The organism is Halorubrum sodomense, assembly GCF_900111935.1.
In the GTDB taxonomy this organism is placed as follows: Archaea; Halobacteriota; Halobacteria; order Halobacteriales; family Haloferacaceae; genus Halorubrum; species Halorubrum sodomense.
The window spans coordinates 797,232-811,540 of record NZ_FOYN01000002.1 but is presented as its reverse complement, the minus strand read 5'-3'; the positions used below and the strand labels follow the sequence as shown (position 1 = coordinate 811,540).

Here is a 14,309-nt window from a genome sequence, read left to right as displayed (position 1 = left end):
TACTGTGTCGCGGTCGCGGGGCGGCCGGTTCCGAGAGCCTGGTCGCGGCTGCGAGATCAGGCGTCGTCAGCCCACGCCGAGAAGCCGCCGTCGATGAGGGTATCGGCCTGCTGGCGGACGTACTCGCGCTGGGTGTCGTGGACCGCGGTCTCGAAGTCGTCGCCGTCGTCGAGCCGGGCGCGGACCCGGTCTCGCTTCCAGCTCGCCGGGGTCGTGCGGTTCGCGACTCGCCAGCGGAGCGGGGCCACCCATTCGGCGGCCTCGTCGGGGGCGCAGCCGGCGGTCCGGAGTCCGGCCTCCGCGTGGTCGAGGAGGTCCGCGTACAGTTCGTCGGTGTCGGTCGTGGGCTCCCCGTCGCGGCCGATCCACTCCATCTCTGCGTCGAGCCCGTCCGCGACCGCGGCGTAGAAGTTGTCGCGGGCGGTCTCCCAGTCGAGCCCGATGACGGGGTGTTCCCGCTGGGCGAGCGACTGCATCAGCCCCGCGAACACGCCCTGAAACGCGATGGAGTCGCGGACCGTGGGCTGGCCCGGGATCGGTCGGAACTCGATCCGAGCGTTGGCGGCCGAGCGACTCGACCCCTCGAAGACGGGACGAACCCACCGCCAGTAGCTGCCGTGTTTCGTTCGGAACGTCGCGAACGCGTCGTCGAACCGGTCGCTGCCGCCCGGGTCGGGCATGGGTATCAGCGTCTCGTCGCTCGCGATTCGGTCGACCGCGGTCTCGACGTCGTGGAAGTCCCGCGGGAACCGGACCTTGTCGGCGTCGGTCCGGGCGTTGAGGACCGACTCGAACACGTGGATTCGGTTCGCGGTCGCCCCCTCGGCGAGGGCGCGCTCGCCGTCCCAGTCGTCGTCGTACAGCGCCGGCGGGAAGAAGGGGGAGTTGGCGCCGAGCGCCAGCAGCGGGCCGGCGATCCGGAGCGCGTACCGGAAGTGCCGCGGGAGCGTCTCGGCGTGCGTCACCTGGTAGTGCGGCTGAATCGACGTGATGAGGCTCTCGGGCATCACCGTCTCCGCCGCCAGCGACACGCCCGGCGCGTCGAGCGTGACCGTGGGGCCGTCACCGGAATCGTCCCGACCCTCCCGGCGCGTGTTGGCCATCGCGTGATACCGCACCGCGTCGCTCATGTTGACCGCGACGACGACGCCGTCGACCTCGACGCTGTCGGTGAGGTACTCGCGGGCGGTCTCGCCCGCCGGCGGGATGGTCCAGAGCCCGTCGGAGACGAGCCGCATCCCCTCGACGCCGGCGGTGTTCTCCGCGGCCTCCAGCCGGGCGCGGACCTCTGCGAGCTGCGCTCCGAGGCCGTGGTCGGAGAGCGGCTGCGGGCTCGTACACATCTCGGCGTTGTGGAGCCCCAGCTCCTTCTCGAACCCCATCAGCTCCAGCATCCGGCGGGGCACGCGCATCAGCGCGTACTCGCCCGCCCGCGACTCCTCGCTCCACCGCCCGTCGCCGACCGCGTAGAACTCGTACTCGAAGCCGACGATCGACTGGTGGTTGTCGAAGGAGCCGTCGCGAAGCTCCTGTTTGACGATCTCGGCCTCCTCGGCCGCGCGCTCGGCGAACGCCTCGGCGTCGACCGAAAGCGCCTCCCGGACCCCGTCGGCGAGCGCGGACTCGGTGGTCATGCGACCGGGCAAGGACGCGGCGACGTGAAAAGGCCTCCGACCGCGAGAGCGCCTTCCCGATCCGACGGGGGCCGCCAGCCGGTCTGATCCGACGGCGGCCGCCAGCCGGTCCGATCCGACGGCGGCCGCCGGGCCGACTACTGGTTCGCCGAGCGAGCGTCGAGCGCGACGGGGATCGACCGGCTCGCCACGTCGCCGGCGAACGCCTCCCCGTCGGCCTCCAGCAGGTCGAAGGTGTCGTAGTGGATCGGCACGACGAGGTCGGGAGCCATCGCCTCAGCGATGTCGGCGGCCTCGTTGCGGTCGGAGACGATGCCGCCGCCGCCGATGTTCGCGAGGAAGACGGAGACGTCGAGCTCGGCGAACCCGTCCAGCGCGTCCGAGTCGCCGGGCCAGAAGACGGTGCGGCCGCCGAGCGAGAACAGGAAGCCGCAGCCGAACCCGGGCGGGTGCGCGACGGAGCCGTCGGCGTCGGCGTTCGGTCCCTCGGGGTCGTTGTGGGCGGGGACGGACCACACCCGCACCTCGCCGGCGGGCGTGTCGACGTCGACGCGCTCCTCCTCCCCGACGCGGACCACCTCGTAGTCGGCCGCGAGCGCGTCGATCGGCTCCACGTCGCGGTCGATACCGGCGGGGTCGACCGCGTCGTAGACCACGAGCGTCGCGTCCTCGCTCGCGACCGACCGGATCCCGTCGCTGTCGTAGTGGTGGTCGTGGGTGACGACCACGAGGTCGCCGTCGCGCGCCCAGTAGTCGTCGAGGACGCCGTAGCGGCCGGGATCGGTGTAGACCACCGGCCCGTCGTCGGTCTCCAGCCGCGCCGTCGCGTAGCCGAGCCACTCCACCGCGAGCTCCTCGTAGCGGACCGTCATGTCACCGTCTGCGGCCGCGGGCGCCTTGAGGGTGGCTATCGGTCGCGGTCGCGCTCGGCGCCGCGGTCGACGCCGTCGACCTCCTCGGCGTCCGCGCCGTCGATCACGGAGAGGTCCCACGCCGCCGCGAGCGCCTCGTCGTCGAGCGAGCGCCCCAGCGCGTGTTCCGGAACCAAGGGCATCGGAATCGGAAGGTACCCCGCCTCGCGCAGCGCGGCGAACCCGCCGACCGTCTCGACGACGGTCCCGTCGTCGCCGCGCCGGACGCGAAACCGCTTGTCGTCAGGATCCCGGCGGTACGCGAAGGGGAACGCGTCGTCCGGCGGGGTCCGGAGGCTGTCGACGCCCGCGAGGACGGCGACCGCCTCTCCGTCGGCCTCGCAGACGAGCCGCGGGACCGTGGGCCGACCGTCGTCGTCGACGGCCGCAGCGTCCACGTCGGGGTGGGCCGGGACGGGGCCGGCGGGGGTGTCCGTCTCCCGCCACGCGAACGTCGGGTCGCCGAGCCCCTCGGCGCGGACGCAGGCGTAACCCCCGCCGGAGACCGGGACCCGGTCCGGGCCGAGGTGGAAGGTTCGGCGGCCGTCGGTCCGGGCGGCGAGCAGCGGCGGATCGGCGAGGAGGTCGCGCACGGCGGTCGCGGTGTCGGCGTCGCGGGCGACGAACAGGACGCGGCGGTCGCGGTCGAGGGCGTGACCGAGCCGAGAGGCGATCACGACGGGCGTGGCGTCGTCCGCGGCGAGCGGCTCCACCGCGATCCGGTCGTCGCCGCGGGTCGCGACCGCCGGCGGCTCGGCGCCGCTCTCCGGGCGGGCGACCTCGAACCCCTCGGTCGCGAGCCGGTCGGCGGCCGCGTCGGTGAGGTCGCGCCGCGTCGCGTCGCCGAGCGGACCTGGCATACCCAATCGTACGCGCCCGAGGGTCAAGGGGTTTCGCGTGGCGGCACGGCGCGTGCGGGGCCGTCGCCGTCGCGGCTCGCCCCAGCGCCCCGCTCACTCCTCGCCGGCGAGCCGGCGGACCCGCGCGAGCGAGTCGGCGTCGTCGACGCCCTTGTCCTCGCGGACGCCGACGAACCGGGGGAAGCGGAGGGCGTAGCCGGCCGAGTACGTCGGGGAGGTCTGGATCTCCTCGTAGCCCACCTCGACCACCAGTTCGGGGTCGAACGCGACCGTCGTCCCCGCCTCGTCGACGACCTGCGGCTCCAGCCGCTCCGTGAGGTCCGCGAGCGCCTCGTCGGTGATCCCCGTGGCCACCTTGCCGACCGTGGCGTAGCCCGCGGGCGCGGGGTCGTCGCCGTCGGGGTCGGTGTCGTCCGCGCGAACCGCGAGCAGGAACGTGCCGAACAGCTCCGCGCGGCGCCCTTCGCCCCACTCGGCGCCGACGACGACCGCGTCGAGCGTCTCCACGTCCGGCTTGCGCTTCAGCCAGTCGCGCCCGCGGTCGCCGGGGGTGTACGCCGCCTCGGGATTCTTCAGCATGACCCCTTCGTGGCCCGCGTCGAGGGCGGCCCGCTCCTCGGCCGCGACGGCTTCCGGGTCATCCGCGAGCGTGAGGTCCGCGGCCGCGTCGGACAGGACCGCCCGGAGCCGGTCGTGGCGGTCGCGGAGGGGGCGATCGAGCAGGTCGTCGCCGTCGGCGTGGAGGCAGTCGAAGGCGTGAAAGCGCAGCGAGACGGCGTCGCGCATGCGGTCGACGTCGTGCTTCCGCCGGAACCGACGGAGCACCTCCTGGAACGGGAGCGGGTCGCCGTCGTCGTCGACCGCGACGACCTCACCGTCGAGGATGATCGGGACGTCGACGCGATCGGCGACGTACTCGACGATCTCCGGGAGCGCCCCGGTCACGTCGTCCATGTTCCGCGAGTAGAGCCGCGGCCCGAGCCCCTCGGTTCTCCCCGGCCCGGCGTCGGCCGGCGCGTAGTGGACCTGGACGCGAGCGCCGTCGAACTTCGTCTCGACGGCGACCTCGCCGAAGGAGTCGACGGCGTCGACCGCGGTGCCCGCCTGCGCGAGCATCGCCTGGACCGGCCGGCCGACGCGAAGCGACTCCCCGCGGAGGCCAGCGGTCCCCTCGTCGCGGGCGCGCACCGCCACCCGGCCGTAGTCGTTCGTCACCTGGAGCGCGCGCTCGACGGCCGCGACCGCTTCCGCGGACGCGCGGAGTTCGGGCTCGTCCTCCGCGTCTGACTCCGCCTCGGACCCCCCGGGCGACGCGAGGAACGCCTCCGCGATCGCGTCCCGGACCGTCCCCTCGCCGACGCCGAGCCGCATCTCGCCGAGGACGAGTCGGGCGAGGAACGCCGCCTCGCTCGGTGAACACCGAGTGAACAGCCCGAACAGCGCGTCCTCCTTGCGCGACTCGCTCCCGTCGCCGCTCTCGGCCGCCAGCCCGCGAAGCGCCTCGTCGACCGCGGCCGCGGTGAGCGCGTCGCGGCCGCTCCCGAACGCGGCGAGTCCCCGCTGCCCGCCGAAGTCGTACGCGGCCGCGACGGCGCCGATCTCGCCGCGCTCCGCGAGGCGGTCTTCGACGTCGGCCGCGGAGACGTTCGGGCCCGCGGCGCGGGCGATCGCCTCGCGGCAGCGCGCCGGCCCGACGTCGAGGGTCCGGGTGTCGTGGGCCGGGAAGACGCGTCCGAGGAGGAACCGAACGACGACGGGGAGGTCGTCGGTCGGGCCGTCGCCCTCAACGCCTCCCGCGGCGCCGGCGTCCGCGAGCAGCTCTGCGACGGCGAGGGTCGTCTCGATGTCGCCGTCGTTCGCGGCCACCCCTTCCGCCCGTTCCGCCAGCGCGGCGAACTCCATACGCGTCGGGTCGGCGGCCGCCGGGCAAAAGCGGCCCGATGCGGACGCGCGAACCGAGCAAACGCGAGCCGATGCGGACGCGCGAACCGAGCAAACGCGAGCCGGTGCCGACGCGCGTCGAGACCAACCCCGGCGTCGCAGTCGGGGGAAACGGCGACCGAGACGCGAACGGAAACGGCCGTCGGGGAACCGCTTTTCACTTCCGGTCTCGTACGGCTCTCTATGTACGTCCGCGACGCCAAAAACCGTGACGAGGCGTGGTTGTTGGACGCGATCGAGCGGCTCGGGCTCGATGACGTCGCCTTCCGGTCACGGGACTACGTGATCGCGGTCGACGAGGAGTCCGGGGACCGGGCGGGCTTCGGTCGGCTTCGCCTCCACCGCGGCGACGAGGACGAGGAGAACCGGATCGAGCTCACCGGCATCGGCGTCCTGCCGGATTGGCGGCACCGCGGGGTCGGGGCGCACGTCGTCGAGCGGCTCGTCGACACCGCGGCCGCGGACGGGTTCGAGGCGGTGTACGTGCTCACGGACCAGCCCGAGTACCTGACGCAGTTCGGTTTCGAGCGCGTCGACACCGACGATCTCCCGCCCGCGCTCTCGGACCGCCTCACCGAAAAGCGGGAGTTCCTCGGCGGCGACGTGGTCGGCCTCGAACTGGCCGTCGACGAGTTCGAGATGCCGAGCCGGCTCCGAAAGGCGTTCAAAGACGCCGAGCCGACCGACGACGACGAGCCGGAGGAGTCCGCCGAGGACTTCGGCATCGACCCGGACTCGGCGACGTACAAGTACGACACCGGTCGCTGAGCCGCGAGACCGACTATTCTCCGCGGTCGCTGTGGCGCGTGCCTGCGAGCGGCCGCCATCGGCGGCCGCGAGACAGCACGCGCGAGGGAGTCGCGGCCGCTTTTAAGCGGCCGCGACGAGGCTGGGGAGGCGTGAGGTGCGGTTGCTGTGCGGGGCGGGGTGGGACGCAAAGGGGCAGTCGGGAGGCGGACGCAGGCGACGTAAGTAGCGTGGCGCTACGTGCCACGGAAAGCCGGCGGCGGAGCCGCCGGCGACACCGCAGCGAGGGAGCGATAGCGACCGAGTGAGGCGCGTGGTTCGAAACGCCAGCGCCGTTTCGTCATCACGAGACGCCGAAGGCGTCTCGAACGACAGCGAGCGTGCGCCCGCCTCGCGACTGGGGCCTCCGGCGGTGTTCGTCGCCGATCTACTGTCGTTCATTCACAAACAGAACTCCGACCAGACAGTATTCAGTTATAAATAACTGCTCGTGAGGTCGACGCTCACGCCGGCGACCGCAACGACGTAGCGCGACCGCTCACCGAACGAAACGAAGTATGAATGACGGACAGGCGGGGTAGCCCGGCGTTCCGGCACGGGGTATCCCGATTGCCTCCTCCACCCCGCGACCCGACGAGCGACGGGCGTTCGGCGGTGGGCTGCTCGCTTCCGCGCCTGACCCGGTGCCGCCGACGAACCGCGACGGACCGCTCCTGCGAGCGGGCGCCGCGGACCGCTGTCCCCGGCGGACGAGGCTTCCACGTTGGCTCTCGGGGCCCGTGCCGGTCTGACCGGACGTGCCCGCTGTTCGGTCCCCGCTGAAGACTACCTCGCGGGTTACGAGCGGGGCCTAACCGCCCGACCTAGTCCGTTCGACGCTACTCGGGTGTCCCATAAGGGCCTTTCGTTCGGAGACCGTCGCCGCCGCGGCGCCGTTCCGGCGACCTACGACAGCAGGTCCCACGCGTACGCCGTCGCGGCGAGCGGGACGGGAACGGACAGCGCGACGACCGCGCGCGCGTGCCACACCAGCCAGAGGTGGTCGCGGAACACCGGGCTCGGCTCGACCGCCAGCGCCCAACTCGCCGCGCTCACGGTCGCCGCGAGCCCGAGAACGACCGCAACGCCGGCGAGCGTTCCGGGATCGACGTTTCCCCGTTCAACGGAGGCGATGACGACCGCGGACAGCAGCGCGAACAGCGCGATGCCGCCCCAGCCGACGACGCCGGAGGCGTAGTACGCCGCCAGCTGGCTCGCGTACTCCGGCCCCGAAATGACCGCGTACGGGGCGACGAGCGCGACCACGGTGACGACGGCGGCGGCGATCCCGACCCGACGCGAGACGGCGCGGAGGTCCATACGCGCACTCGGACCGGCGCCGCGGTAAAAGGACCGGATCGGGCGCGGCGTCGCCGGACGCAGGGGCAACGACGTCGCCGGACGCGTGGGCAACGGCGTCGCCGCTAACCCGTTCCCGTAGCGTTTTGCCGCGTCGGCACGCATACCGGAGCATGTCACTCGACGTCGACCCGCCGGAGCCCCCCGAACTCGCCGCCGTCGACCCGAACGAGTACGAGGACGCCGAGGTGGCGGGCGGGGAGTACCGCCGCGACGACCTGGAGGCGCTCCTCCGCGAGGGAGCGTGGGAGGACGCGTTCGACGAGTGGGCCGACGCGACCGACATGGACGAGTCCGACTGGGCCATCGCCGTCGACCTCGGTCTCGTCTCCCGGTTCGACTTCTTCTGGGACGACTTTGCCGACCGCGTCGGCTACCACGCGCCGGGGCTGCCCGAGGACTGGAAGGAGCGCGACCTCCACCCGGATCTGGACTCCTGGGGCACCGTCTCCGCGATAAACGCGGGGCTCACGGAACTCGGCCAGATCGTCTGTGAGACGCTAAAAGAGGAGTACATCGACTGGGAGGCCGACTTCGACGCGCCGGACGACCTCCCGGACTTCGAGACGTAACTGGGGCGACCGCGAGCCGGCCGCGCCGCCGCCGCCGGCCTCAACGCCGACGCCGACTCCGCCGCTGACGTTGGCCCCGCCGCCGCGCTCAGTGACCCCAGAGGTTCCCGTCCGGATCGTAGCGCGCGTCCATGATCCGGTCCCACTGCTCGTCCGAGAGGCCGAGGTCGGCGGCCGCAACGTTCTCGTCGAGCTGATCGACCGTCCGCGCGCCGACGATGGGAACGCAGGTGAACTCGTCCCACTCGGTGAGCCACGCCAGCGCGACCTGAGCGGGCGTCGCGTCGAGTTCGTCGGCGACCTCGCGGACCGCGTCGAGCACCTTCCAGCCGCGCTCGGAGAGGTAGAAGCGCTCGAACCGGTCATCGAAGCTCGCGCGGGAGCCGTCGGGCGCGATCACTTTCTCCGGGTCGTCCGGGTCGGCGCGCTCGTACTTCCCGGTGAGGAACCCGCCCGCGAGCGGGGAGTACGGACAGACCGCGAGGTCCTGGTCGATACAGACGTCGAGGTACTCGCTCACGTCCTCGTAGTAGCCCGCGTGGTGGAGCGGCTGGACGACGTCGAAGCTTGCGTAGTCGTTGACGTCGGCGGTCCACTGCGCCTTCGTCAGCTGCCACGCCGCCATCGTCGACGCGCCGAGGTGGTGTACCTTCCCCTCCGCGACGAGTTCGTCGAGCGCGCGCATCGTCTCCTCGATCGGCGTCTCCTCGTCCCAGCGGTGGATGTAGTAGATGTCGAGGTAGTCCGTGTCGAGGCGGTCGAGCGTCCCCTCGATCTGCGCCCGGATGTGTTTCCGTCCCAGTCCGGAGTCGTTGGGGCCGGGCTCGCCGCGCCCGTCGAACGGGAAGTACACCTTCGAGGCGACGACGTAGTCCTCGCGCTCGCGGTCCGCGAGCCACTCGCCGATGTACGTCTCGCTTTTCCCGTTCGGCGTCCCGTACACGTTGGCCGTGTCGATGAAGTTGATCCCGCGGTCCGCGGCCGCGTCGAGCAGTTCGTGCGACTCCTCGCGGCCCGTCTCCACGACGCCGTTCGTCTCGCGCCCGAACCGCCAGGTCCCGAAGCAGAGCTCCGAGACGCTGAGCCCGGTGTCGCCGAGTCGTCGGTAGTCCATGTCCGCACCTCTCGGCGGCGGTACCTAAAGCGTGTGGCACCGGCGGACGAGGCCGGCAGGAGGACGGTACTCTCGGCGACCGCGGCTAGCCGAAGTTCTCGACCTTCGCGGCGTCCGCGTCGCCCCCGGCCGAGTCGACCGCGGCCTCCGCGTCGGCGACGAGGTCCGCGAACCCGTAGACGAACACCGTCTCGCCGTCCGCACCGGTCAGGACGTCGGCGACGGCGTCGGTGAGGGGGTCGCCCGCGTCGAGGAGCCGGATATCGGCGCCGCGCTCGCGGAGCGCGTCGATCCGGTCGGCGTGCGCGACGTCGTCGTCGCGGTAGACGACCGCGGCCTCGGCGCCCTCGTCGAGCGCGCGCTCGGCGATGGCGACCGCGGGGCCGACGCCGGGGCCGCCCGCGATCACGACCGCGCGCGGTTCGCCGTCGTAGTGCTGGTCGCCGTAGGGACCGGAGAGCGTCATTTCGGTGCCGGCCTCGGCGTCCGAGAGGAAGGCCGAGAACTCGCCGCCCTCCTCGGGGTCGATGCCGACCGTGACCTCGAACGCCTCGCCGACGCGGGGCGACGAGAGGGTGTAGAACCGCGAGACCGACTCGCCGTCGATGTCGGTGCCGAGCTTCACGAACTGGCCGGGTTCGGCCGCGAACCCGTCCGGCGCCCGGAAGCGGAGGGCGTACGTGTCGGGGCCGACCGACTCGACCGCCTTGACCGTCGCTGTCGTGTCCATACCCCGGATCGGCGGGGGAGACACAAACGCCTTCCCGTCCGCGTCGGTCCTGCCCGTGTCGAAACCGGTTCCCGTGACGCGTTCGGAGCCGGACCCGACTCTCGCCGACGCCGCCGGAAGGTCGACCCGCGACCGCGGAACTTCGACGGTCGTCGAAAACCGGTCCGACGCGAGGGGTCGATCGTGAGGATTTCGGTGAACGAACGTCCAATTACAATTCTATATTGGCCGATATCGGCGCCTAAACCGACAATATTCGCGAACACAATCACGTTCGTCCAGAAACACGTCGGTGGCTCCTTCCAGAAGCCTTTTGATGAGTCCGCCGGAACCTTGCCCATAGCACATGGCCGCGGATTTCAACTGGGCTGTCGGCGGAGAGGCCGGCGACGGCATCGACTCGACGGGGAAGATCTTCGCACAGGCGCTCTCCCGCGCGGGTCGACACGTGTTCACGTCGAAGGACTTCGCATCGCGGATCCGAGGCGGGTACACCGCCTACAAGGTGCGGACCTCCGTCGACAAGGTACAGAGCGTCGTGGACCGACTCGACGTGCTCATCGCGTTGACTCCCCGGACGATCGAGGAGAACCTCGACGAGCTCCACGAGGGGTCGGTGATCATCTACGACGGCGAGCGGACGACGATGCAAGACGTCGAGATCCCGGAGGGGATGATCGGCCTCGACGTGCCGCTCAAGAGCCTGGCCGAGGAGGCCGGCGGGGCGATCATGCGGAACGTGGTCGCGCTCGGCGCAGCCTGCGAGGTGGCCGAGTTCCCCATCGAGAACCTCGACTCGGCGCTCGAGAAGCGGTTCAAGGACAAGGGCCAGAAGCTGGTCGACAACAACAAGGAGGCCGCGCGCGCCGGCCAGTCGTACGTCGCCGACGAGTACGACCACGAGTTCGACTACTCGCTGGAGACCACCGACGAGGACTACGTCCTCCTCAACGGCGACGAGGCGATCGGCATGGGCGCCATCGCGGCCGGCTGCCGCTTCTACGCCGGCTACCCGATCACGCCCGCGACAGACGTGATGACGTACCTCACCGGCCGCATCGAGCGGTACGGCGGCCACGTCGTTCAGGCGGAAGACGAGCTGTCCGCGATCAACATGGCGCTGGGCGCGGCCCGCGGCGGCGCCCGCTCGATGACGGCGACCTCCGGACCGGGGATCGACCTGATGACCGAGACGTTCGGGCTCATCGCCACCTCGGAGACGCCGCTCGTCATCTGTAACGTGATGCGCTCGGGTCCCTCGACGGGGATGCCGACGAAACAGGAGCAGGGCGATTTGAACCAGATGCTGTACGGCGGTCACGGAGAAGTGCCGCGGTTCGTCCTCGCGCCGACCACCATCGACGAGTGCTTCTGGAAGACGGTCGAGGCGTTCAACCTCGCCGAGAAGTACCAGCTCCCCGTCTACCTCACCGCCGACCTCTCGATGGCGGTCACCGAGCAGACGTTCTCCCCCGACACGTTCGACATGGACGAGGTGGAGGTCGACCGGGGCAACGTCGTCGACGAGACGACGATCGACGACCACACCAGCGACTCCGGCGGCTTCCAGCCCCACGAGATCACCGACGACGGGGTCTCGCCGCGGGCGTTCCCCGGCACCGCCGACGGCGCGCACATGTCCACCGGGCTCGAGCACGACGAGCAGGGCCGGCGGACCGAGGACACCGAGATGCGCGTCGCACAGGTCGACAAGCGCAACCGGAAGGTGGAGACCGCCCGCGAGCGCGAGGACTGGAGCCCGCGCGAGTTCGGCGACGAAGACGCCGACACCCTCGTGATCACGTGGGGGTCGAACGAGGGCGCGCTCGCGGAGGCGGTACGGATGCTCGACGAGGAGGGACACGACGTGCGGGTCCTCTCGGTCCCGTACATCTTCCCGCGGCCGGACCTCTCGGAGGACGTCGAAGCGGCCGAGACGACGGTCGTCGTCGAGTGTAACGAACAGGGGCAGTTCGCGGACCTGGTCGAACACGACGTGCTCGAACGGGTCGACCGCGTGAACAAGTACAACGGCGTGCGGTTCAAGGCCGACGAACTCGCAAGCGACATCAAGGCGACCCTCGCGGAGGGGGTGGAGGCGTAACCAATGAGCTCAGACATTCGATTCACCGACTTCAAGTCCGACAAGCAGCCGACGTGGTGCCCGGGATGCGGCGACTTCGGTACGATGAACGGGATGATGAAGGGTCTCGCGGAGACGGGCAACGACCCCGACAACACCTTCGTCGTCGCCGGCATCGGCTGTTCCGGGAAGATCGGCACGTACATGCACAGCTACGCGCTCCACGGCGTTCACGGGCGCGCGCTCCCCGTCGGGACCGGCGTCAAGATGGCCCGGCCCGACATCGAAGTGATGGTCGCCGGCGGCGACGGCGACGGCTACTCCATCGGCGCGGGCCACTTCGTCCACGCCGTCCGGCGCAACGTCGACATGACGTACGTCGTGATGGACAACCGTATCTACGGGCTGACGAAGGGACAGGCCTCCCCGACCTCTCGCGAGGACTTCGAGACGTCGACGAGCCCCGAGGGCCCCAAACAGCCCCCGGTCAATCCGCACGCGCTGGCGCTCGCCTCGGGCGCGACGTTCATCGCGCAGTCGTTCTCCTCCGACGCGCTCCGCCACCAGGAGATCATCCAGGAGGCCATCGAACACGACGGGTTCGGCTTCGTGAACGTCTACTCCCCCTGTGTCACCTTCAACGACGTCGACACGTACGACTACTTCCGCGACTCGCTGGTCGACCTGGAGGAGACGGACCACGACCCGACCGATCGCGAGGACGCGAAAGACGTCATCCTCGACAGCGAGACGGAGACCCAGGGCGTCATCTACAAGGACGAGTCGTCGGTGCCGTACCACGAGCAACACGGCGTCGACGAGGACATGTCCGTCATCCCGGAGGGCGCCCCCGAGAGCGCGACCGACCTCGTCCGCGAGTTCTACTGAGACCGCCGGACGAAACCGAGCCGATTCCGACCTCTCACGGCGGCCAAAACCGGCCGCACGAGGGTGTCCGCGCGGATTTTTCGACGGGTTTCAGCAAGCCTAATTAGGTGGGTCCGTATTTTTCGTGTATGGTTGACCGCTACGACGTCGCGATCGCCGGCGCCGGGCCGGCGGGCGCGCAGTGCGCCCGCGACCTGGCGACGCGCGACTACGACGTCGTCGTCTTGGAGACGGAGTCGGAAGACGAGTTCCCGCGACAGAGCAACAAGTCGACGGCCGGCACGTTCCCGTCGATGATGTCCTCGTTCGGGGTCCCCGACGACGTGGTGATGTCGTACACCGACGACGTGGTGCTGGAGTCGCCCAACGAGTACTACGAGAGCTACCAGCCCGGGGCGGTGTTGGAGTTCGCGGAGTTCAAGCGGTTCCTCGTCGCCGACGGCCGCGAGAACGGCGCGGAGTACCGCTTCGACGCGCGGGTCTCGCGGCCGATCCTCGACGACGACGACGTCATCGAGGGCGTGCGCTACAACGGCGACGAGGAGGTGTACGCCGACGTCGTGATCGACGCCACCGGGCCGGCCGCGCCGCTCGCGAGCGCGCTCGACGTCGTCGACCTCGAACGCGAGAACCAGGCGATCGGCATCGAGTACGAGATGGAGGGCGTCGAGATGAACCACCCCGAGTACGCGGACCTCCGGCGCGCGATGATGCTCCGGTTGGACCACGACATCGCGCCCGGGGGCTACTCGTGGATCTTCGCGACCGGCGAGGACACCGCGAAGGTGGGCCTCTGTTACATCCAGAACGACCGCCACCGCGAGTTCGCACAGGCGGGCAAGACCGTCGACGGCTACCTCGACGACTGGGTGAGTCGCGACCCCCGCTTCGCCGGCGCCGAACGCATCGACGGGAAGGTCCATCGCGGCTCCGCGCACATCCAGCGCCCGGGTCGGATGCACACGGACGGCTTCCTCGCGATCGGCGACACGGTCCCCACCATCGACCCGCTGTGGGGCGAGGGGATCCACAAGGGGATGAAGTCGGCCCGCGCCGCCGCGGCGACCGTCGACCGGTGTCTCACGGACTCGGAGCGGCGGGTGGACGCCGAGAGCCTCGCGGTCTACGAGCGGCTCTGGCACCGCGACGTGGCGCCCCGGATGCGCTCGCGGCTGATGCTCACCCGACTGCTGTACCTCGCGCCGAACGAGCGGTACGACCGGCTCATGCGTGACCTCCGTCAGGCGGACGAGAACACCCTCGAGAAGGCGAACCGGGGCGATAAGACGGCGATGGCGAAGCTCCTCCACCTCGACGACGTCCCGCTGCTCGCGAAGTTCGCCCGCGAACGAGTCGACGTCTGAGGGGGTCGACCGGACCGCGACGCGCGAGCGGCGGCGAACGCGGCGGAACGGCGGCCTCGGGCGAACC

General features: G+C 70.8%; 12 protein-coding genes and 1 other RNA gene. 5 read left to right on the top strand and 8 right to left on the bottom strand.

The features are described 5' to 3' along the window. Positions 1-56: 56 nt before the first annotated feature. The 4 genes from BM286_RS08875 to ligA form a co-directional block, all read right to left on the bottom strand. Positions 57-1,634 (bottom strand): hypothetical protein, encoded by a 1,578-nt coding sequence (locus BM286_RS08875; RefSeq protein WP_092921190.1) that lies wholly within the window; start codon positions 1,632-1,634, stop codon positions 57-59. Between the two features lie 137 nt (positions 1,635-1,771). After that, entirely contained in the window at positions 1,772-2,506 is a 735-nt protein-coding gene (locus BM286_RS08870) for an MBL fold metallo-hydrolase (protein WP_092921189.1), read from the bottom strand. A gap of 35 nt (positions 2,507-2,541) precedes the next feature. Beyond that, entirely contained in the window at positions 2,542-3,405 is an 864-nt protein-coding gene (locus tag BM286_RS08865; RefSeq protein ID WP_092921188.1) for a hypothetical protein, read from the bottom strand. A gap of 93 nt (positions 3,406-3,498) precedes the next feature. Continuing rightward, positions 3,499-5,307 carry an ATP-dependent DNA ligase LigA gene (gene ligA, locus BM286_RS08860; RefSeq protein WP_092921187.1) on the bottom strand — a complete coding sequence of 603 codons (1,809 nt, stop codon included), beginning with the start codon at positions 5,305-5,307 and terminating at the stop codon, positions 3,499-3,501. A gap of 222 nt (positions 5,308-5,529) precedes the next feature. On the opposite strand from ligA, the gene BM286_RS08855 reads away from it, so the two are divergent. Further along, positions 5,530-6,114 carry a GNAT family N-acetyltransferase gene (locus tag BM286_RS08855; protein WP_092921186.1) on the top strand — a complete coding sequence of 195 codons (585 nt, stop codon included), beginning with the start codon at positions 5,530-5,532 and terminating at the stop codon, positions 6,112-6,114. A gap of 541 nt (positions 6,115-6,655) precedes the next feature. Here BM286_RS08855 and ffs read toward each other — a convergent pair. Together ffs and BM286_RS08845 are read right to left on the bottom strand one after the other, a co-directional pair. Continuing rightward, positions 6,656-6,967: signal recognition particle sRNA (gene ffs / locus BM286_RS08850), an RNA gene on the bottom strand. A gap of 71 nt (positions 6,968-7,038) precedes the next feature. After that, positions 7,039-7,452: a DUF7548 family protein gene (locus tag BM286_RS08845; protein ID WP_092921185.1), complete on the bottom strand. Its 414-nt coding sequence runs from the start codon at positions 7,450-7,452 to the stop codon at positions 7,039-7,041. A gap of 152 nt (positions 7,453-7,604) precedes the next feature. Between BM286_RS08845 and BM286_RS08840 the strand changes: the two genes are divergently transcribed. Next, positions 7,605-8,063 carry a hypothetical protein gene (locus tag BM286_RS08840; RefSeq protein WP_092921184.1) on the top strand — a complete coding sequence of 153 codons (459 nt, stop codon included), beginning with the start codon at positions 7,605-7,607 and terminating at the stop codon, positions 8,061-8,063. Between the two features lie 88 nt (positions 8,064-8,151). Here the strand turns inward: BM286_RS08840 and BM286_RS08835 are convergent, their stop codons facing one another. Both BM286_RS08835 and BM286_RS08830 read right to left on the bottom strand, forming a co-directional pair. Then, positions 8,152-9,177 carry an aldo/keto reductase gene (locus BM286_RS08835; protein ID WP_092921183.1) on the bottom strand — a complete coding sequence of 342 codons (1,026 nt, stop codon included), beginning with the start codon at positions 9,175-9,177 and terminating at the stop codon, positions 8,152-8,154. Positions 9,178-9,262: 85 nt separating this feature from the next. Continuing rightward, on the bottom strand, positions 9,263-9,907 hold the full coding sequence (locus tag BM286_RS08830; RefSeq protein WP_092921182.1) for an FAD-dependent oxidoreductase: 645 nt from the start codon (positions 9,905-9,907) through the stop codon (positions 9,263-9,265). 346 nt (positions 9,908-10,253) lie between these two features. On the opposite strand from BM286_RS08830, the gene BM286_RS08825 reads away from it, so the two are divergent. The 3 genes from BM286_RS08825 (at position 10,254) to BM286_RS08815 (ending at position 14,242) form a co-directional block, all read left to right on the top strand. Beyond that, positions 10,254-12,011: a 2-oxoacid:acceptor oxidoreductase subunit alpha gene (locus BM286_RS08825; protein WP_092921181.1), complete on the top strand. Its 1,758-nt coding sequence runs from the start codon at positions 10,254-10,256 to the stop codon at positions 12,009-12,011. A gap of 3 nt (positions 12,012-12,014) precedes the next feature. Further along, positions 12,015-12,878, top strand: coding sequence for a 2-oxoacid:ferredoxin oxidoreductase subunit beta (locus tag BM286_RS08820; RefSeq protein WP_092921180.1), 864 nt, complete (start codon positions 12,015-12,017; stop codon positions 12,876-12,878). A 128-nt stretch (positions 12,879-13,006) separates the two neighbouring features. Beyond that, positions 13,007-14,242: a digeranylgeranylglycerophospholipid reductase gene (locus tag BM286_RS08815; RefSeq protein WP_092921179.1), complete on the top strand. Its 1,236-nt coding sequence runs from the start codon at positions 13,007-13,009 to the stop codon at positions 14,240-14,242. The last annotated feature ends 67 nt before the right edge of the window (positions 14,243-14,309 follow it).